The organism is Nocardia arthritidis NBRC 100137 (assembly GCF_001612765.1).
GTDB lineage: Bacteria > Actinomycetota > Actinomycetes > Mycobacteriales > Mycobacteriaceae > Nocardia > Nocardia arthritidis.
On the sequence record NZ_BDBB01000016.1, the window covers coordinates 112,053 to 129,412 of the forward strand.

20 protein-coding genes are annotated in these 17,360 nt (G+C 68.4%); 13 read left to right on the top strand and 7 right to left on the bottom strand.

Translation table 11 applies throughout. The annotated features are described in order from the left end of the window. Positions 1-498: 498 nt before the first annotated feature. From NA8_RS13290 to NA8_RS13300, 3 genes are read left to right on the top strand one after another with little or no spacing between them, the layout of a single operon-like run. Positions 499-864, top strand: a complete 366-nt coding sequence (locus NA8_RS13290; RefSeq protein WP_063050682.1) for a YidH family protein — start codon at positions 499-501, stop codon at positions 862-864. After that, positions 861-1,169 (top strand): DUF202 domain-containing protein, encoded by a 309-nt coding sequence (locus tag NA8_RS13295; protein ID WP_063050683.1) that lies wholly within the window; start codon positions 861-863, stop codon positions 1,167-1,169. The genes NA8_RS13290 and NA8_RS13295 overlap by 4 nt, the downstream gene beginning before the upstream one ends. Positions 1,170-1,216: 47 nt before the next feature. Further along, entirely contained in the window at positions 1,217-3,118 is a 1,902-nt protein-coding gene (locus tag NA8_RS13300; RefSeq protein ID WP_063050684.1) for an alkyl/aryl-sulfatase, read from the top strand. A gap of 26 nt (positions 3,119-3,144) precedes the next feature. Here the strand turns inward: NA8_RS13300 and NA8_RS13305 are convergent, their stop codons facing one another. From NA8_RS13305 to NA8_RS13315, 3 genes are all read right to left on the bottom strand, one after another. Further along, positions 3,145-3,663, bottom strand: a complete 519-nt coding sequence (locus NA8_RS13305) for a DUF1990 domain-containing protein (protein WP_063050685.1) — start codon at positions 3,661-3,663, stop codon at positions 3,145-3,147. Positions 3,664-3,778: 115 nt separating this feature from the next. After that, positions 3,779-4,330, bottom strand: coding sequence for a M23 family metallopeptidase (locus NA8_RS13310; protein WP_084466756.1), 552 nt, complete (start codon positions 4,328-4,330; stop codon positions 3,779-3,781). 23 nt (positions 4,331-4,353) lie between these two features. Continuing rightward, entirely contained in the window at positions 4,354-4,635 is a 282-nt protein-coding gene (locus tag NA8_RS13315) for a hypothetical protein (protein ID WP_063050686.1), read from the bottom strand. A gap of 379 nt (positions 4,636-5,014) precedes the next feature. Between NA8_RS13315 and rpsB the strand changes: the two genes are divergently transcribed. The 5 genes from rpsB to NA8_RS13340 all read left to right on the top strand — a co-directional run bounded on the left by rpsB (position 5,015) and on the right by NA8_RS13340 (position 9,381). Continuing rightward, a complete protein-coding gene (gene rpsB / locus NA8_RS13320) occupies positions 5,015-5,827 on the top strand; it encodes a 30S ribosomal protein S2 (RefSeq protein WP_062969814.1) in 813 nt (270 codons plus the stop codon). Positions 5,828-5,926: 99 nt separating this feature from the next. After that, on the top strand, positions 5,927-6,751 hold the full coding sequence (gene tsf / locus NA8_RS13325) for a translation elongation factor Ts (protein WP_040868273.1): 825 nt from the start codon (positions 5,927-5,929) through the stop codon (positions 6,749-6,751). A 195-nt stretch (positions 6,752-6,946) separates the two neighbouring features. After that, positions 6,947-7,675, top strand: coding sequence for a UMP kinase (pyrH, locus tag NA8_RS13330; RefSeq protein ID WP_040780648.1), 729 nt, complete (start codon positions 6,947-6,949; stop codon positions 7,673-7,675). Positions 7,676-7,725: 50 nt separating this feature from the next. Beyond that, positions 7,726-8,283 (top strand): ribosome recycling factor, encoded by a 558-nt coding sequence (frr, locus tag NA8_RS13335; protein ID WP_040868343.1) that lies wholly within the window; start codon positions 7,726-7,728, stop codon positions 8,281-8,283. Between the two features lie 192 nt (positions 8,284-8,475). Further along, the gene (locus NA8_RS13340; RefSeq protein ID WP_063050764.1) at positions 8,476-9,381 is read left to right on the top strand and encodes a phosphatidate cytidylyltransferase; all 906 of its coding nucleotides are present in this window, start codon (positions 8,476-8,478) and stop codon (positions 9,379-9,381) included. A gap of 9 nt (positions 9,382-9,390) precedes the next feature. Here the strand turns inward: NA8_RS13340 and NA8_RS13345 are convergent, their stop codons facing one another. Continuing rightward, complete coding sequence (locus NA8_RS13345; protein WP_063050687.1) at positions 9,391-9,735, bottom strand: LapA family protein; 345 nt, start codon at positions 9,733-9,735, stop codon at positions 9,391-9,393. A 125-nt stretch (positions 9,736-9,860) separates the two neighbouring features. Between NA8_RS13345 and rlmN the strand changes: the two genes are divergently transcribed. Next, a complete protein-coding gene (rlmN, locus tag NA8_RS13350; protein ID WP_063050688.1) occupies positions 9,861-10,970 on the top strand; it encodes a dual-specificity RNA methyltransferase RlmN in 1,110 nt (369 codons plus the stop codon). Between the two features lie 106 nt (positions 10,971-11,076). Here rlmN and NA8_RS13355 read toward each other — a convergent pair whose 3' ends face one another. Beyond that, on the bottom strand, positions 11,077-11,490 hold the full coding sequence (locus NA8_RS13355; protein ID WP_063050689.1) for a DUF5997 family protein: 414 nt from the start codon (positions 11,488-11,490) through the stop codon (positions 11,077-11,079). A 176-nt stretch (positions 11,491-11,666) separates the two neighbouring features. Here NA8_RS13355 and NA8_RS13360 point away from each other — a divergent pair, with 176 nt between their 5' ends. Beyond that, positions 11,667-12,584, top strand: a complete 918-nt coding sequence (locus tag NA8_RS13360; RefSeq protein WP_063050690.1) for a LysR family transcriptional regulator — start codon at positions 11,667-11,669, stop codon at positions 12,582-12,584. Between the two features lie 58 nt (positions 12,585-12,642). On the opposite strand, the gene NA8_RS13365 is transcribed toward NA8_RS13360, so the two are convergent. Both NA8_RS13365 and NA8_RS13370 read right to left on the bottom strand, forming a co-directional pair. After that, positions 12,643-12,957, bottom strand: a complete 315-nt coding sequence (locus NA8_RS13365; protein ID WP_063050691.1) for a hypothetical protein — start codon at positions 12,955-12,957, stop codon at positions 12,643-12,645. Between the two features lie 140 nt (positions 12,958-13,097). After that, complete coding sequence (locus tag NA8_RS13370; protein WP_063019818.1) at positions 13,098-13,364, bottom strand: DUF2631 domain-containing protein; 267 nt, start codon at positions 13,362-13,364, stop codon at positions 13,098-13,100. A gap of 145 nt (positions 13,365-13,509) precedes the next feature. Between NA8_RS13370 and dxr the strand changes: the two genes are divergently transcribed. The 3 genes from dxr to ispG all read left to right on the top strand — a co-directional run bounded on the left by dxr (position 13,510) and on the right by ispG (position 17,324). Further along, on the top strand, positions 13,510-14,649 hold the full coding sequence (gene dxr, locus NA8_RS13375) for a 1-deoxy-D-xylulose-5-phosphate reductoisomerase (protein WP_063050692.1): 1,140 nt from the start codon (positions 13,510-13,512) through the stop codon (positions 14,647-14,649). Between the two features lie 166 nt (positions 14,650-14,815). Further along, positions 14,816-16,015: a M50 family metallopeptidase gene (locus NA8_RS13380; RefSeq protein WP_063050693.1), complete on the top strand. Its 1,200-nt coding sequence runs from the start codon at positions 14,816-14,818 to the stop codon at positions 16,013-16,015. Positions 16,016-16,166: 151 nt separating this feature from the next. Then, on the top strand, positions 16,167-17,324 hold the full coding sequence (ispG, locus tag NA8_RS13385) for a flavodoxin-dependent (E)-4-hydroxy-3-methylbut-2-enyl-diphosphate synthase (RefSeq protein WP_063050694.1): 1,158 nt from the start codon (positions 16,167-16,169) through the stop codon (positions 17,322-17,324). Positions 17,325-17,360 lie beyond the last annotated feature (36 nt).

Below are 17,360 nucleotides of genomic sequence, written 5' to 3' on the forward strand. Positions count from 1 at the left end.
CATGGCGCCGGTTACGCTGACGTAGCTGATAATTTGCCATTGCTCTCGGCTATGGAGTGTGCCCGTGGTCGTCACCAACCGGATCTGCGCGCCTGAATTCGGGTGTGAACTGCGGCGATCATGCGAGTCACGGCGACTTGCGGGAGCCGTTCGCCAGGCCGTATGCGTCTGGCAAACATGGTTGCGGCCAGGTAGGGGAGCCCTTGGAGTTGCCGCCGGTCCTCCGAGCGATGTGAGGGTTGGCGCGCACGCCAGGACGAACGCTCCGGCGCGCGTCCCGTCACCGATCGCTTTCCCACGGCCGGTGCGGACCAGCCGCCGGTTTCCACTCCTCCCACTAGCGTGGTTCGGTGTGACTACCGTGCGGTCCGGCGCGAAGCTGCGCGTCGGAAGAACCCTTTGCGCCAGGAGACACCACTTCTCGCGGCACTTGCGTGCCGGCCACGCGACCCGCACGTGGGCGGATGCTACAGGGCGCTCGATCCGAACCGAGGCGGCGTGACGCTGCCGAATCCGGATGCCGAATCGGAAGAGGGCGAAGAGGAACTCGACTACCGCTTCACGCTCGCGAACGAGCGCACCTTCCTGGCCTGGATGCGGACCGCGCTGGGGCTGCTGGCCGGTGGCGTCGCGGTGCACACACTGGTCCAGTCGTTCCGGATCGCGGGACTGCGGCGCGCCATCGCGTTGAGCTGCCTGGTCTTGGCGACGGTCGTCGCGGTCGGCGCGTACGCGCACTGGCGGCGCATCGGCGTGGCCATGCGGCGCGGCGATCCGCTGCCGGAGACGGCGCTGGTGCCGATCCTGTCGGCGGGCATCGCGATCGTCTCGGTGCTGGCGGGTGTGGCGGTGCTGCTGCGATGAGCGCGCCGCATCTGTCCGCCGAACGCACCGCATTGGCGTGGCGGCGCACCGCCGTGTCGGCGATGGTCGTCGGCACGCTGCTCGTGCATCAGGCGCTGGGCAGCGAGTGGCGCGCGGCCGCGGTCGCGCCCATCGGCGCCGCGATTGCGATGGCGGCGCTGGCCGGGGCCTGCTACCTGCGCAACCGCGGGCTTCGCCGAGGCCAATACGCCGATGGCGGGCGCGTCATCGCCGGGACGGCGATGGCGGTGGTCGTGGTCGCGCTGGCCGCCGCGGCGGCCGGTTCTCTCGAACCGCTGCCCTGAAGGGCCGGCGGCCCAGCAAGGTTGGCCGAGACGACAGGAGGACGACAATGAGCACAGCGAGCGAGCCGAGCGGCTTCATCGTCGCGGAGCACGAGCGCGCGACCGCCGCACTGCCCTTCGCCGACACGGCCGATCTGGCCGACTCCGAGCGCGGTTTCATCGCCGCGCTGGAGCCCGGCTTGGTCACCTCCGAGGACGGAACCGTCGTGTGGGACAACGACTCCTATTCGTTCCTGCAGGAACTCTGCCCGGCCTCGGTGCATCCCAGTCTGTGGCGGCAGTCGGGCCTCGCGATGCGGCAAGGGTTGTTCGAGGTGTGCGAGGGCATCTATCAGATCCGCGGTTTCGACATCTCCAATATGACGCTGGTCGAAGGCGAAACCGGCGTCCTCGTGATCGATCCGCTGATCTCCGCCGAGACCGCGGCGGCCGGTCTCGCGCTCTACCGCGCCCATCGGGGCGACCGGCCGGTGACCGGCCTGGTCTATACGCATTCGCACATCGACCACTTCGGCGGGGCATGCGGGGTCACCACCGCGGCGGCGGTCGATGAAGGGCGCTGTCCGGTGCTGGCGCCGGCCGGTTTCCTGGAACACGCGGTGGCCGAGAACATCTACGCGGGTACGGCGATGGCGCGCCGTGCCGGGTACATGTACGGGGCCGTGTTGCCGCGCGGACCGCTGGGCGCGGTGGGCTCCGGGCTCGGTCAGACCACGTCTGTCGGCACGGTCACGCTGATCCCGCCGACGGTCGACATCACGGCTACCGGTCAAGAGGAGACGATCGACGGCATACGGATGGTCTTCCAGCTCACCCCGGGCACCGAAGCGCCCGCGGAGATGAACTTCCACTTCCCCGACCGCCGCGCCCTCTGCATGGCGGAGAACGCGACCCACACGCTGCACAACGTTCTTACGTTGCGCGGCGCGCTGGTACGCGACGCTCATGTCTGGGCGAGATATCTGACCGAGGCGATCAACCTGTTCGCCCGCGATTGCGACGTCGTCTTCGCCTCGCACCATTGGCCGACCTGGGGCACCGCGCGCTTGGTGGAATTCCTCTCGCTGCAACGCGACCTGTACGGGTACCTGCACGACCAGACCGTCCGCCTGCTGAATCAGGGTTACGTGGGCGCGGAGATCGCCGAACTGGTCACTCTTCCGCCGGCCATCGAGCAGGCCTGGCACACGCGCGGATACTACGGTTCGGTCAGTCACAACGTGAAGGCCGTCTACCAGCGCTATATGGGCTGGTTCGACGGCAACCCCGCACATCTCTGGGAGCATCCGCCGGTCGAATCGGCGCGGCGGCACGTGGAATTCATGGGCGGCGCGGACGAAGTGCTGCGCAAGGCCCGGGCTTCCTACGACGCCGGGGACTACCGCTGGGTGGCCCAGGTGCTCAACTACGTCATCTTCGCCGAACCGGACAACGACGACGCGAAGCAGTTGCAGGCCACGACGTTCGAACAACTGGGCTACGGGGCGGAGAACGCGACCTGGCGCAACTTCTATCTCAGCGGAGCCTACGAGCTGCGCTACGGCTCGTTCGGCACGCCCACCAAGAGCGAATCGCCGACCATGCTGGCCGCACTGAGCATCGACCAGATCTTCGACGCCTTGGCCCTGCGCGTCGACGGGCCCAAGGCGTGGAACCATCGGCTCGTGACGGACTGGATACTCACCGACCAGGACCGCACCCACCGGCTCGAATTGCGCAACGGCCGCCTCACCCACTTCGACGTCGCGCCCGGCATGAGCTTGCCGGAACCGGACGCCACGTTCACCCTGGCCAAGTCCACCCTGATCCGAGTGTTGCTGGCCGGTGACGACTTCGGCGTCGCGGCGGCCGCGGGCGACATCGTCATCGAGGGAGATGTCACCAAGCTGGCCGAACTGGTCGGCATCTTCGACGCTCCCGATCCCGATTTCGCGATCGTCACCCCGTAGCCTCCGGCCCGCGCCGGGTGCCCGGGTCAGACCGACGTCGGCAACGTCGCGAGGTACCGGCCCGCGACGAAGCGCTGGATCAGCCGCACGACGGGGCCGCCGAGCCTGGTGTACCAGGTCGCGGGACGGGAGAACGCGACGATCAGTCCGTACACCGCGTCATCGGCGGGGTCGTACTCGACGGCGAACAGTTCTTCGCCGGACGCCGGATGTCCGGGCAAGGTCCCGTACGCGAACCCCCGCCGGTCCGGCTCGTCGAGTACGTACACCACGCGGCACGGCGCGGTGATTCCGAATGGACCCACCCCGAGCCGCACAGTGATGGAGGTACCGGGTTCGGCCGTCGGGGTGTCGGCGGATCGAAAGATTCCGGTGCCCTTCTGCACCCGGTAGGCAGAGATCTCCGCCCCCGCCTGCTCGAACAGCGCGCGCCCCCGGCCGATGCGCCGCCGCAGCCGTAACCCGTGATATCCCTCCGGCAGCACACCTCGGGTCGCCCCGACTGGGGAATATGTGAACGACGACCGACCGAGCCCATCCGCCATGCCCTGATCTTGGCCTCACCGCGCCCGGTCTCGCCACCTCGGACAGCCGACACGCCGGTCCCGATCGAATCGGGCTTCTCCGAAGACGCGACCCGACGCGTGACGATGCGGCGGATCATCGCGTGCTGAGCCCCGGGCGCACCGGTTTGAGTCGCAGGGGAGTGAGGTGGAGGAGCCCGAGGGGGTCCAGATACTCGCGCGTGTGGCGTCGGCCGCCCTCGGCGCGGGCTCCCCAGTGCAGACATGCCGTCACACATCCCGGATGCCCGGACTCGAGCGTCCCGATCCGGGTGCCGCGGCCGACCCGCCTGCCCACGGGAACCTCGGCGCGGACGGGCTCGTAAGTCGTGCGCAGGCCGCCGGGGTGATGGATGGACACGACCGGCTTGTCTGCCACGGTTCCGGCGAACACGACGATCCCTTCTCCCGCGGCGAGCACGGCCTGACCCCCGATGCCTGCCAGATCCACCCCGCGATGGCCCGGTAGCCAGTTGTGCGCGGGTTTGTCGAAGTGCCGTTCGACCGCCGGGCGTGGTTGCAGCGGCCAGCCGAACCGACCTTCGGGCCCGGCTGTCGCGGTCGGCGCCGTCGCGACGAGCGCGGTGATGCCGAGAGCCAAGGCCGAAGAAAGACACCGAGCAGGCCCCATGCCATTCGAACTGGTCATTCGTGCCGGGGCGGAAGGACCGGTCACGCCCCGCAGAGGGGTGCGGGCGGTGCGCACAGGTCGCCACCTGAGGCGGAAGTCGTCTCGAGTTGCTCGTCCCCGCCCGCGCCGAACCCGGATTGCCGGAACGACAGTGGCGCGCGCCGCAGCAGGTCGGACAGAGACGGCAGGCAAACGGACCCCGTACACGCCCCGCGCACGGGTTCAGCGGCAGGAGTCTCGGCCCCGACCGGCGCAGCGGCGACGACGCCGAGCACGAAGAACAGGGGGACGAGGAAGGTGGTCGCGGTGGAGAACGGTTTCATGGCTCCAGCCTTCCGTGGTTGCGGCGCCTCCCAGGGCTCGATCCGTGGAATGTGGATAACGCGCTCGCTTGTGGAAAGCTGGCGTTCCGGCTGGTCAAGGCTCCGGATCGAACCGATTTAGGTCTGGGTGCCACGAGGCCGTAAACTGATCGAGCGGTCTGTGCCTGCATGGACCGACTTCGCGCGCCACCCGTGCCTGTTCATAGCGGCGCTGTTCGGATCGAACTCGACATATGTGAGTTCGCGGCAGCGTGTTCGGAACAGGGAATCGCCGGCTGGTCCCAACCCTCGCGGTCGGGTCCGACGATTCGGCGGCGCCAGGGCAGTGAATCGCCGATTCGCTGCGTCAACCGGCAAATGAAAGAGAGATACGGGAGCTATGGCTGTCGTAACTATGAAGCAGCTGCTCGACAGCGGCGCGCACTTCGGACACCAGACCCGGCGCTGGAACCCGAAGATGAAGCGGTTCATCTTCACCGACCGCAACGGCATCTACATCATCGACCTGCAGCAGACGCTGACCTACATCGACAAGGCCTACGAGTTCGTCAAGGAGACCGTCGCCCACGGTGGCACCGTCCTCTTCGTCGGCACGAAGAAGCAGGCCCAGGAGTCGATCGCGGCCGAGGCGACTCGCGTCGGGATGCCCTACGTCAACCAGCGCTGGCTGGGCGGCATGCTCACCAACTTCTCCACCGTGCACAAGCGCCTGCAGCGCCTCAAGGAGCTCGAGGCCATGGAGCAGACCGGTGGTTTCGAGGGTCGCACCAAGAAGGAAATCCTCATGCTGACGCGTGAGATGAACAAGCTGGAGCGCACCCTCGGCGGTATCCGCGACATGCAGAAGGTGCCCTCGGCCATCTGGGTCGTCGACACCAACAAGGAGCACATCGCCGTCGGCGAGGCGCGCAAGCTGAACATCCCGGTCATCGCGATCCTGGACACCAACTGCGACCCCGACCTGGTCGACTACCCGATCCCGGGTAACGACGACGCGATCCGCTCCGCCGCTCTGCTGACCAAGGTCGTCGCCTCCGCGGTGGCCGAGGGTGTGCAGGCGCGCGCAGGCGCGTCCTCGGGCGACGAGAAGCCGGAGGCGGGTGCGGGCGAGCCGCTGGCCGAGTGGGAGCAGGAGCTGCTCGCGCAGGCCGCCCCCGGCGCCGAGGCCGCCGAGACCTCGGCCGAGGCCTGAGGCTCGTCGTAACGCACAGTTTCGGCGGCGATCACGAGCGAGTGCCATCGTGATCGCCGCTGCCAACACTCACACTTCTCCAAAGGAGGCTCGCCGAGAATGGCGAACTACACCGCTGCCGATGTGAAGCGGCTCCGGGAGCTGACCGGCTCCGGCATGATGGACTGCAAGAACGCGCTGGCCGAGACCGACGGTGATTTCGACAAGGCCGTCGAGCTGCTGCGCATCAAGGGCGCGAAGGACGTCGGCAAGCGTGCCGAGCGGACTACCGCCGAAGGCCTGGTCGCCGCCAAGGACGGCGTCATGGTCGAGATCAACTCCGAGACCGACTTCGTCGCGAAGAACGCGGAGTTCCAGCAGCTGGCCGAGCAGGTCGTCGCCGCGGCGGCGGCCGCCAAGCCCGGCGACCTGGAGACGCTGAAGGCGCTGGACCTGGGCGGCAAGACCGTCGACGAGGCGGTGCAGGCGCTGGCCGCGAAGATCGGCGAGAAGCTCGAGCTGCGCCGTGTCATCTCGCTGGACGGCCCGGTCGCCACCTACCTGCACAAGCGTGCCTCCGACCTGCCGCCCGCCGTCGGCGTGCTGGTCGAGTACACCGGCGAAGGTGACGCCGCGGCCGAGGCCGCCCGCTCCGCCGCCATGCAGGTCGCCGCGCTCAAGGCCAAGTACGTGACCCGCGACGAGGTTCCGGCCGACATCGTGGAGAACGAGCGCCGCATCGCCGAGCAGACCGCTCGCGAGGAGGGCAAGCCCGAGGCCGCGCTGCCGAAGATCACCGAGGGCCGGGTCAACGGCTTCTTCAAGGACGTCGTGCTGCTGGAGCAGCCGTCGGTCACCGATTCGAAGAAGACCGTCAAGGCGTTGCTGGACGAGGCCGGTGTCACCGTCACCCGCTTCGCCCGCTTCGAGGTCGGCGCGAACTGACTCTCGCCGCACCCTCAGCGTGCAGGCCCCCCGCCGACCGAACGAACGCCGGTTGACGGGGGGCCTTCTGCTGCCGCTCCAACCGAATAAGGCAGGATGGATGCCGCTCTGCCTTGCTCTACGTCACAGGCGCTTGCCGCGCGCAACGAATCGCCCCAAGAACGACAATCCCTCGCCGAAGGAGACTGGAGACCCATGACGGACCCGGGGACCGATCGCCCAGGATATCGCCGGGTACTCCTGAAACTCGGCGGGGAGATGTTCGGCGGCGGGAAGGTCGGGCTGGACCCGGACGTCGTGCAGACGGTCGCCGAGCAGATCGCCGAGGTGGTCGCCACCGGCGTCCAGGTGGCCGTGGTGATCGGCGGCGGGAACTTCTTCCGCGGCGCCGAACTCGAGGAGCGCGGCATGGAACGCGCGCGCTCCGACTACATGGGCATGCTCGGCACGGTGATGAACAGCCTTGCCCTGCAAGACTTCCTGCAGCAGCAGGGCGTGGACACCCGGGTGCAGACGGCGATCACCATGGGCCAGGTCGCCGAGCCCTACCTCCCGTTGCGCGCCAAGCGGCACCTGGAGAAGGGCCGCGTGGTCATCTTCGGCGCGGGGATGGGCATGCCGTACTTCTCCACCGACACCACCGCCGCGCAGCGCGCACTGGAGATCGGCGCGGACGTGGTGTTGATGGCCAAGGCGGTCGACGGGGTGTTCACCGCCGACCCGCGCGTCGACGAGACCGCGACCATGTACTCCGAGATCACTCACAAAGAGGTCATCGAGCGCGACCTCAAGGTCGCGGACGCGACCGCCTTCAGCTTGTGCATGGACAACCAGATGCCGATTCTGGTGTTCAATTTGTTGACCAAGGGCAATATCGCCCGCGCGGTCGCCGGTGAGAAGATCGGCACACTGGTTCGGTCCTGATACCCGCGGACCGCGGATCATGACATGACGACGCTGTGGAGGAAACGGTCGTGATTGAAGAAGCGCTCTTCGACGCCGAGGAGAAGATGGAAAAGGCCGTCTCGGTAGCGAAGGACGATCTCGGAACCATTCGTACCGGGCGGGCGAATCCGGGCATGTTCTCCCGGGTCGTGGTCGACTACTACGGATCGCCGACCCCGATCACCCAGATGTCCAGCATCACGGTGCCGGAGCCGCGCATGGTCGTGATCAAACCTTACGAGGCAGGTCAGCTCGGCGCGATCGAGACGGCGATCCGCAACTCGGACCTGGGGGTCAACCCCACCAACAACGGCGACATCATCCGGATCTCGGTGCCGCAGCTGACCGAGGAGCGCCGCCGTGAACTCGCCAAGCAGGCGAGGGGCAAGGGCGAGGACGCCAAGGTCGCCATCCGCAATGTCCGTCGCAAGGCGATGGACGAACTGTCTCGTATCCAGAAGGATGGCGAGGCGGGCGAGGACGAGGTCGGGCGTGCCGAGAAGGAACTCGACAAGACCACCGCCAAGTATGTCGGCCAGGTCGACGAATTGGTCAAGCACAAGGAAGCCGAACTGCTCGAGGTCTGACGCGGATCGGTCGGCAGGCGGGACGGGTCCGGAGGAGGCCAGATCACCGCGAACGCCGGCGGAACAGCGCCAAGGCCCGCCCGGGCGGGGGACGAACGGAACGACGAGTTGAGCGACGGGACAATCGTGGCCGAGAACGCCGCCGCGACCGGTGCGGCAGAGGAGCCGCCGGTGAACGGGACAGCCGATGCGATGCGACAGCACCCGCACGACGCTGGTGCGTCCGGTCATGAACCGTTACGCAGCCCCGCGGCATCCGAACCCGCTCCCGCGTCGAGTGGTTCGCGCGCGGGCCGGAATCTGCCCGCCGCGCTGACCGTCGGCTTCGGTCTGGGGCTTTCGCTGATCGCGATCCTGCTGTTCGTGCCGAAAGTGTTCATCGGCGTCGCAGCGGCCGGGGTCGGCGTGGCCACCTGGGAGGTGGCCAAGCGGCTGCGCGAAGCCGACGTGCTCGTCCCGCGGGTTCCGCTGATCACCGGCGGCCAGGCGGTGTTCTGGCTGGGCTGGCCGTACGGGGCCAGCGGCGTCGCGGGCGCGTTCGCCGCCACCACGCTGATCTGCATGGTGTGGCGGCTGTTCGATCACGGCTTGCGGACCGCGCCGCGAAACTTCTTGCGCGACACGGCCATCACGGTGTTCACGCTGGCCTGGATCCCCTTGCTGGCCTCGTTCGCCACGCTGCTGCTGCTCGAACCGGACGGCAACCTGCGCGTGCTGACCTTCATGATCCTGGTGGTCTGCTCCGATGTCGGTGGGTACGTGGCGGGCGTGCTGTTCGGCAAGCATCCGATGGTGCCCTCGATCAGCCCGAAGAAGTCGTGGGAGGGTTTCGCCGGTTCGCTGGTGTTCAGCGTGATCGGCGGTCTGCTCACGGTGACGCTGCTGCTGGAGGCCAACTCGATGATCGGCGTCGTGCTCGGCGTCGGTCTGGTGCTGGTGGCCACCTGCGGCGATCTGATCGAATCGCAGATCAAGCGCGAACTCGGCATCAAGGACATGGGCACCTTGCTGCCGGGTCACGGGGGCATCATGGACCGCCTCGACTCCATGCTTCCTTCGGCGTTCGTCTCCTGGTTGGTGCTGTCGACGCTGCTGTGATCGGCCGCGTCAGCCCTGCTTGGCAGCCTTGCGCAGTTGCAGGATGCGAACGCCGCCCACCGAGGCCATGATGAGTGCGCCGCCGATCACCGACAGCAGCACGGTGACCCCGAGCGGCAGCGAGAAGTCCCAGAAGAAGAAGTGCACCTGGATCTGCTCCAAGTTCTGCAGGATGAAGATCAGCAACAAGACCAGGATCAAGACGCCGGTGACGAGCCCGCTCCAGGCGTAACCGGTGCGTGAGGACAGCGATTTGTTGACAGGGGCGACAGGCGGGGCGCCCGGCGGCGTCGTGTATCGGCGCTGCGACAGGTCCGGATCCGGCTCCGTCGGGTATTCGGGGTGCGTGGACATATCTCGATCATGGCCGACAGCTATCGCGGCCGCAGGCATTTCCCGGCGACCAACCGGGCATGTCGGGCCGCCCGACTGTGGTCGGGTGCCCGGGTAGTTCCGCCGGATGGGAGAATGGAGCAACTATGACCGTCTCCCTGCCCCTGGTTTTCGATGCTCCGCGCCGTGGCATGCCGCCTCGGCATCTCGCCGACCTCGATGCCGAGGGCAGGCGCGCGGCCGTCGAGGAACTGGGCCTGCCGAAATTCCGCGCCGATCAGATCGCGCGCCAGTACTACGCGCGATTGCAGGCCGATCCGGCGCGGATGACCGATCTGCCCGCCGCGGTGCGGGAGAAGATCGGCGAGGCGCTGTTCCCGCAGTTGTTGAGCGTGGTCAAGCACGTGGCGTGCGACGAGGGAGAGACCCGCAAGACATTGTGGCGCGCGGGCGACGGGACGCTGCTGGAAAGCGTCCTGATGCGCTACCCGGACCGCGCGACCTTGTGCATCTCCAGCCAGGCCGGTTGCGGCATGGCGTGCCCGTTCTGTGCCACCGGCCAGGGCGGGCTCAACCGCAACCTGTCCACCGCCGAGATCGTCGACCAGGTGCGGGCCGCGGCCGCGGCGCTGCGGGACGGCGAAGTGGCGGGTGGGCCCGGCAGGCTGTCCAACATCGTCTTCATGGGCATGGGCGAGCCGCTGGCCAATTACAAGCGGGTGGTCGCGGCGGTCCGCCGGATCACCTCGCCCGCGCCGGACGGCCTGGGCATCTCCCAGCGCAACGTCGTGGTCTCGACCGTCGGGCTCGCTCCGGCCATCCGCAAGCTGGCCGACGAGGGATTGTCGGTCACGCTCGCGGTCTCTCTGCACACGCCCGACGACGAACTGCGCGACACCCTCGTCCCGGTCAATAATCGCTGGCCGGTCGCCGAGGTGCTCGACGCGGCCCGCTACTACGCGGACAAGACCGGCCGCCGCGTCTCGGTCGAGTACGCGCTCATCCGCGATATCAACGACCACCCGTGGCGCGCGGACATGCTGGGCGAGAAGCTGCACAAGGCGCTCGGCTCCCGCGTGCACGTCAACGTCATTCCGCTCAACCCCACCCCCGGCTCCAAATGGGACGCCAGCCCCAAGCCGGTCGAGCAGGAGTTCGTCCGCCGCGTCAACGCTCAGGGCGTGCCCTGCACGGTCCGCGACACCCGCGGGCAGGAAATCGCCGCCGCCTGCGGGCAGCTGGCCGCGGAGAACTGAGACGCCGGAACGTCAGGGGGCGCGCCGGCCGATGTGACCGTGTGGGCGGCCGCGTCGGCCGAAGCCGCCCACAGCCTTGCCTCGACGATCGGCGTCGGATGACCCGCTAGCCGCGGTTCTTCGCCGGGCGGTTGGTGGCGGCGCGGCGTTCGGCCTCTTTCGCCTTGATACGGGCATCCTCCGCGCGGACCGCGGCGTAGTTGTCACGCTCGCGCACGAGCCATTCCGGCGGGTCGGCGAGCAGGGCGTCGATCTCGTCGGCGGTGAGGTGGTCGGAGACCTCGGCGCGGGTCAAGCCGGTGTTGGAGACGCCGAGCTTGCGGGCCACCACATCGCGGGGAAACGGGCCGGTGCGGCGCAATTCGGTGAGCCACTCGGGGGGATCGTTGCGCAGCGCGTCCAGCTGAGCGCGAGAGATCGGCGCGTTGCGGAACTCCTCGGGCGCGGCCGGAAGGTAGATGCCGAGTTTGTTCGCCGCCGTCAACGGCTTCATCGTCTGCGGTTTCTTGTCCGGGCTCACTGGAACAGCCTAACGGGCGCCGCCGGACGGATTCGTCCGCAGCCCCGCCTCGCCTACGCGGAGGTGGGGCGCCCGCTCGACGGGGCGCCGCCGCGTACGCGGGGCATGAGCCGGCCCCAGCCGTCTATCCGGCGGCGCGGGCGGCCCACCTCGCCCGGTGGCATACGCTTCCACGAATGAGCCGGTTGGAGTCGATCGATGTCGTGCGCCTGCGCTGGTTCGTCGCGGTCGCGCAGGAGTTGCATTTCGCGCGCGCGGCGAAATCGCTGCACATCTCGCGTCAGAAGTTGAGCCATACCGTCATCGACTTGGAAAACGAACTCGGTACAAAGCTTTTCGTGCCCGGCGTGCAACCGACCCGGCTCACCGACGACGGACGGGAGTTGCTGGACCAGGCCCGCGAGATCATCGGCCGGACCGAGTCCGCGGCGCGACAGCCGGAGGCTCCGGCCGCCCTGCGGGTGGGTTTCGTGCCGGGGGTCACGGTGTCCAAATGGACCCGGATCTGGGCCGAGCGCTTCCCCGGCACCCCGCTCGAGGTGATCGCGCTGGCGCAGGCGCAACAGGAGACGGCCTTGCGGGAGCGGCGTGTCGACATGTGCTTCGTCCGGCTGCCGATCGATCGCGAAGGCATGAGCGCGATCCCCCTCTATCGGGAGGTTCCCGTCGTCGTGGTGCAGAAGGAACACCCGCTCTCGGTGTTCGACGAGGTACGCATGGACGACTTGGCCGACGAGCAGGTGCAGGACACCTCGGACCTCGACGCGGTCGGTGGCGCGCTGGAACTCGTCGCCGCGGCCGGGGGCGCGGCCGTCGTGCCGCACTCGCTGGCGCGCCTGCACCATCGCCGCGACCTCGTCTATCGCACGATGCTCGACGTCCCGGATACGGAGATCGCGCTGGCCTGGCCCGCCGATCGCACCACCGATCCGGTCGAGGATTTCATCGGCGTCGTGCGCGGCCGCTCAGAGCGAAGCTCGAGAGCCGCCGCCCGCGCCGACCAGAACGAGCCACGAAAGAAGGCCCCGGCCAAGAAGACGGGCGGTCGTCCGGCTCCTGCCGGGAAGAAACCGGCGCGGCGCCGCGGGCGCTAGCCGATTCGTGCTCGAGGGGTAGCGGCGCGAACCCCGGCCGGTCCGCGCCGCCCGGCGATCAGCCCTTGCAAACCCGGTTCAGTTCGTCGGTCGCGGCGTCCATGTTCGCGACCTTGTCATCGGTGAGGGCGTGGGCGTAGGCGGCGATGGCGGCCTTCTCCGCGCCTTCGGCCTCGATGGCCGAGAGCTTGGTGGCCAGCGACTGCTGCACGGTCGGGTCCAGATTCCCGCCCGACTCGTCGATGGCGGCGTTGATCGCGTCGATGGCGGCGCCGCACGCCGGTGACTGGGCGTGCGCGGGCGCGGCGGGCAGCAACAGCAGCGAACCGAACGCGCTCGCGGCGAGCAGGGCGGCCGAACAGGTCTTGATCATTGCGTCCTAAGGGTTGTGCGGACAGAGAACAGAGGTCCGCGACCCGGCTGGGACGCGGACCTCGGCCGCACACAGTACCGGCTGAAGGCGCGCGGTACAGGACGAATGAAGTTGTGCGAGAAGACTTTCCGGATGAAGAACTAGCGCGGCTTGCGCTGCAGCAGCGAGTCGCGGATGAGGATGCCCGCGATCAGGACGGCGAAGCCGACCAGGAAGATGTCCTCGATCTTGCCGCTGTGGTTGCCGACCAGCATGGCCAGCAGGATCAGCGCGACGATCCAGCCCGCGATCCGGAAGGTGCGACGCGACTCGCCGCTCCAACCCCAGGCGGCGGAGGGAACTTCGGCGGGGTCCACGCGAGTGACGACGCGCTCGGTGTCGGCGTGTTCGAGTTCCGTGGCGGCCACGATCGCTCCTTAGCTGTTCCTTGTACCGCGATTCCGGTACGCACTCGATGAGCTGCTGCCGCATATCGTGACATACGACGGCGCGTCGTTGTAAGTCGGCCCGCGCCCCGTCGAACGCGTTCCGGTGGTAGGACACAATGAAGTCGTGTCCGACATCGTGAGAGTCCTGCTCCTGGGCAGCACCGGATCCATTGGCACCCAAGCGCTCGAGGTGATCGCGGCCAATCCCGACCGCTTCGAGGTGGTCGGGCTCGCCGCGCGCGGCGGCAACACCGACCTGCTCGCCGCCCAGATGGCCGCGACGGGCACGCGCAATGTCGCCGTCGCCGATCCGGCCGCGGCCCAGCGGCTGGACCTGCCGCTGGGCGGCCCGGGGGCGGTGACCGAGCTGGTGCGCCGCACGGAGGCGGACGTCGTGCTCAACGCCCTGGTCGGTTCGCTCGGACTGGAACCGACGCTGGCCGCCCTCCAGTCGGGCACCCGCCTCGCCCTGGCCAACAAGGAATCCCTGGTGGCCGGCGGTTCCCTGGTCACACGCGCCGCCGCACCCGGGCAGATCGTCCCGGTGGACTCGGAACATTCCGCGCTGGCGCAATGCCTGCGCGGCGGCCGGGCCGACGAGGTCGACCGGCTGGTGCTGACCGCGTCCGGCGGCCCGTTCCGCGGCTGGACCGCCGACATGCTCGAGTCGGTCGGGCCGGCCGAGGCCAAGGCTCATCCCACCTGGTCGATGGGCTTGATGAACACTCTGAACTCGGCCTCGCTGGTGAACAAGGGGCTCGAGCTGATCGAGACCCACCTGCTGTTCGGGATTCCGTACGACCGCATCGACGTCACCGTGCACCCCCAGTCGATCGTGCACTCGATGGTCACCTTCACCGACGGCTCCACGCTCGCCCAGGCCAGTCCGCCGGACATGAAGTTGCCCATCGCGCTGGCGCTCGGCTGGCCGGACCGGGTGCCGGGCGCGGCCACCGCCTGCGATTTCGGCACCGCCTCCACGTGGACGTTCGAACCGGTCGACAACGGTGTCTTCCCCGCGGTCGAGCTGGCCCGTGCGGCCGGGCAGGCGGGAGGCAGCGTCACCGCGGTCTACAACGCCGCCAACGAGGTCGCGGTGCAGGCCTTCCTGGACGGCGCCATCCGCTTCCCGCAGATCGTCGGCACGGTGGCCGCCGCGGTGGAGGCCGCCGAGCAGTGGCGTGCCGAGCCGGATTCGCTCGACGAGGTGCTCGCCGCGGACACCTGGGCGCGGGAGTTCGCCGCCGTCCGGGTGCGCGGCTGACACCGTCGCGCGCCGGATCGGACGCGCGAAGCGACGGCGTCCTGGCACACTGAACACACAGGACACGACTTTGTCCGGTTAGGGTGATCAGAGTGCTCGCGGCCAGGAGCGGACGCGTGCGTGCGGGATATTCGAGCTGCGCATACGCAGGAGGGCTGTAGAGCAAATGGTGTTCGCGTTGGGGTTCGTGCTGTTCGCGCTGGGCATCACCGTGTCGATCGCGCTGCACGAATGTGGGCACATGTGGACCGCTCAGGCGACCGGCATGAAGGTACGGCGGTATTTCATCGGATTCGGACCGAAGATCTTCTCGTTCCGCCGCGGTGAGACCGAGTACGGCCTCAAGGCGCTTCCGCTCGGCGGTTTCTGCGACATCGCGGGAATGACGGCGCTCGACGAACTGCGCCCGGAAGAACTCGACCGCGCCATGTACCGCCAGGCCACCTGGAAGCGGCTGGTCGTGATGTCCGGCGGCATCGCGATGAACTTCGTCCTCGGCTTCATCCTGATCGTGGTGCTCGCCATCGGCTGGGGGTTGCCGAACCTGAAGGAGCCTCCGGCCACCGCGCTGGGCGAGATGAGCTGCGTACCGCAGGGCAGGCCGGACGGCTCGAGCGAACCGTGCACCGGCACCGGCCCCGCGCAGCGCGCCGGATTGCAGCGCGGCGACATCGTCAAAGAGGTGAACGGCGTCAAGGTGGACACCTGGCGTCAGTTCCAGGCCGAGACGCAGAAGCAGACCGGCCCGTTCACCTACCTCGTCGAGCGAGACGGCCGCATCCTCAGCATTGCCGTCACCCCGGAGCGGGTCATCCGCTACCCCGAGGGCGGTGGCACGGGCCGCGAAGTCGGAGCCATCGGGGTGGCGCCGGAACGCTACGAACCCGTGCAATACGACGTGCTGGGCGCGGTTCCCGCCGCGGCCACGTTCACCGGGGACATGTTCGTGCGCACGGTGGACTCGCTGACCGAGATGCCCGCGAAGGTGTCCTCGCTGTGGGACGCGGTCACCGGCGGTGAACGGGATCCGGAAACCCCCGTCAGCGTGTACGGCGCCAGCAAGATCGGTGGCGAGACCGCGGAACGCGGCCTGTGGAACATGTTCATCCTGGTGCTGGCCAGCCTGAACTTCTTCCTCGGCATCTTCAATTTGCTGCCGCTGCTGCCGCTGGACGGCGGCCATATCGCGGTGGTGATCTACGAGAAGATCCGCAACACCATCCGCGGCTGGAAGGGGCTGGCGCCCGGTGCGCCGGTGAACTACCTGAAGTTGCTGCCCGCGACGTACGTCGTCGTGGTGATCGGCGGCGCTTACATGCTGCTCACCCTGGCCGCCGACATCGTCAACCCGATCAAGCTGTTCTGACCGGGGCCGGCGGCCGGGTGGTGCGGCTCGCGACGTAGTCTGGCGCGGTCAACCGGGGAAGCCTTGTCGTTGCTGTCACAAGGTGGGCGGCGTGCGCCAAGGCTAGACTCGGCACCAACCGGCCGGACACGACGAAAGTAGGCAGCCGAAGGTGACCAGCACAATCGGATTGGGGATGCCGACCGCGCCCGCTGCGGTGCTCGCTCCCCGGCGTAAGACCCGCCAGTTGATGGTGGGCAACGTCGGGGTGGGCAGTGATCACCCGATCTCGGTGCAGTCCATGACCACGACCAAGACGCACGACGTGAATGCCACCCTGCAGCAGATCGCGGAACTGACCGCGTCGGGGTGCGACATCGTGCGGGTGGCCTGCCCGCGTCAGGAGGACGCGGACGCGCTGGCCACGATCGCGGCGAAATCCCAGATTCCGGTAATCGCCGACATCCACTTCCAGCCGCGCTACATCTTCGCGGCGATCGACGCCGGATGCGCGGCGGTGCGCGTCAACCCCGGCAACATCAAGGAGTTCGACGGCCGGGTCGCGGAGGTCGCCAAGGCCGCGGGCGCCGCGGGCATCCCGATCCGCATCGGCGTGAACGCCGGCTCGCTGGACAAGCGGATGATGGAGAAGTACGGCAAGGCTACCCCGGAGGCGCTGGTGGAGTCGGCGCTGTGGGAGGCGAGCCTGTTCGAGGAGCACGGGTTCGGCGACATCAAGATCTCGGTCAAGCACAACGACCCGGTGATCATGGTGGAGGCATACCGGCAACTGGCCGCGCAGTGCGATTACCCGCTGCACCTCGGCGTCACCGAGGCGGGCCCGGCGTTCCAGGGCACGATCAAGTCGGCGGTCGCGTTCGGCGCGCTGTTGTCGGAAGGCATCGGCGACACGATTCGGGTGTCGCTGTCCGCGCCGCCCGCCGAGGAGGTCAAGGTCGGCGGGCAGATCCTGCAATCGCTGAACCTGCGCCCGCGCAAGCTGGAGATCGTGTCGTGCCCGTCCTGCGGCCGCGCCCAGGTCGACGTGTACACGCTGGCCAACGAGGTGACCGCGGGCCTGGAGGGCATGGCGGTGCCGCTGCGGGTGGCCGTGATGGGTTGCGTGGTGAACGGGCCCGGCGAGGCGCGTGAGGCCGATCTCGGTGTGGCCTCCGGCAACGGCAAGGGCCAGATCTTCGTCAAGGGTGAGGTCATCAAAACCGTCCCGGAGGCGAAGATCGTCGAGACGCTCATCGAAGAGGCGCTGCGCATCGCCGAGGAGATGGGCGAGGACGCGGGGGCGGGCGAACCGGTCGTCACCGTCAGCTGACGCCGCTCACCAGCGCTTTCGGGATAGCCATACCGC

Coding starts and splice junctions, on each gene's coding strand:
- NA8_RS13345 (WP_063050687.1), bottom strand. CDS start 9,735: ATGTCCACGCACCCCGAATACCCGACGGAGCCGGATCCGGACCTGTCG.
- pyrH (WP_040780648.1), top strand. CDS start 6,947: ATGACGGACCCGGGGACCGATCGCCCAGGATATCGCCGGGTACTCCTG.
- NA8_RS13380 (WP_063050693.1), top strand. CDS start 14,816: ATGGTGTTCGCGTTGGGGTTCGTGCTGTTCGCGCTGGGCATCACCGTG.
- NA8_RS13315 (WP_063050686.1), bottom strand. CDS start 4,635: ATGAAACCGTTCTCCACCGCGACCACCTTCCTCGTCCCCCTGTTCTTC.
- NA8_RS13305 (WP_063050685.1), bottom strand. CDS start 3,663: ATGGCGGATGGGCTCGGTCGGTCGTCGTTCACATATTCCCCAGTCGGG.
- NA8_RS13310 (WP_084466756.1), bottom strand. CDS start 4,330: ATGACCAGTTCGAATGGCATGGGGCCTGCTCGGTGTCTTTCTTCGGCC.
- rlmN (WP_063050688.1), top strand. CDS start 9,861: ATGACCGTCTCCCTGCCCCTGGTTTTCGATGCTCCGCGCCGTGGCATG.
- tsf (WP_040868273.1), top strand. CDS start 5,927: ATGGCGAACTACACCGCTGCCGATGTGAAGCGGCTCCGGGAGCTGACC.
- rpsB (WP_062969814.1), top strand. CDS start 5,015: ATGGCTGTCGTAACTATGAAGCAGCTGCTCGACAGCGGCGCGCACTTC.
- NA8_RS13340 (WP_063050764.1), top strand. CDS start 8,476: ATGCGACAGCACCCGCACGACGCTGGTGCGTCCGGTCATGAACCGTTA.
- NA8_RS13365 (WP_063050691.1), bottom strand. CDS start 12,957: ATGATCAAGACCTGTTCGGCCGCCCTGCTCGCCGCGAGCGCGTTCGGT.
- NA8_RS13360 (WP_063050690.1), top strand. CDS start 11,667: ATGAGCCGGTTGGAGTCGATCGATGTCGTGCGCCTGCGCTGGTTCGTC.
- NA8_RS13295 (WP_063050683.1), top strand. CDS start 861: ATGAGCGCGCCGCATCTGTCCGCCGAACGCACCGCATTGGCGTGGCGG.
- NA8_RS13300 (WP_063050684.1), top strand. CDS start 1,217: ATGAGCACAGCGAGCGAGCCGAGCGGCTTCATCGTCGCGGAGCACGAG.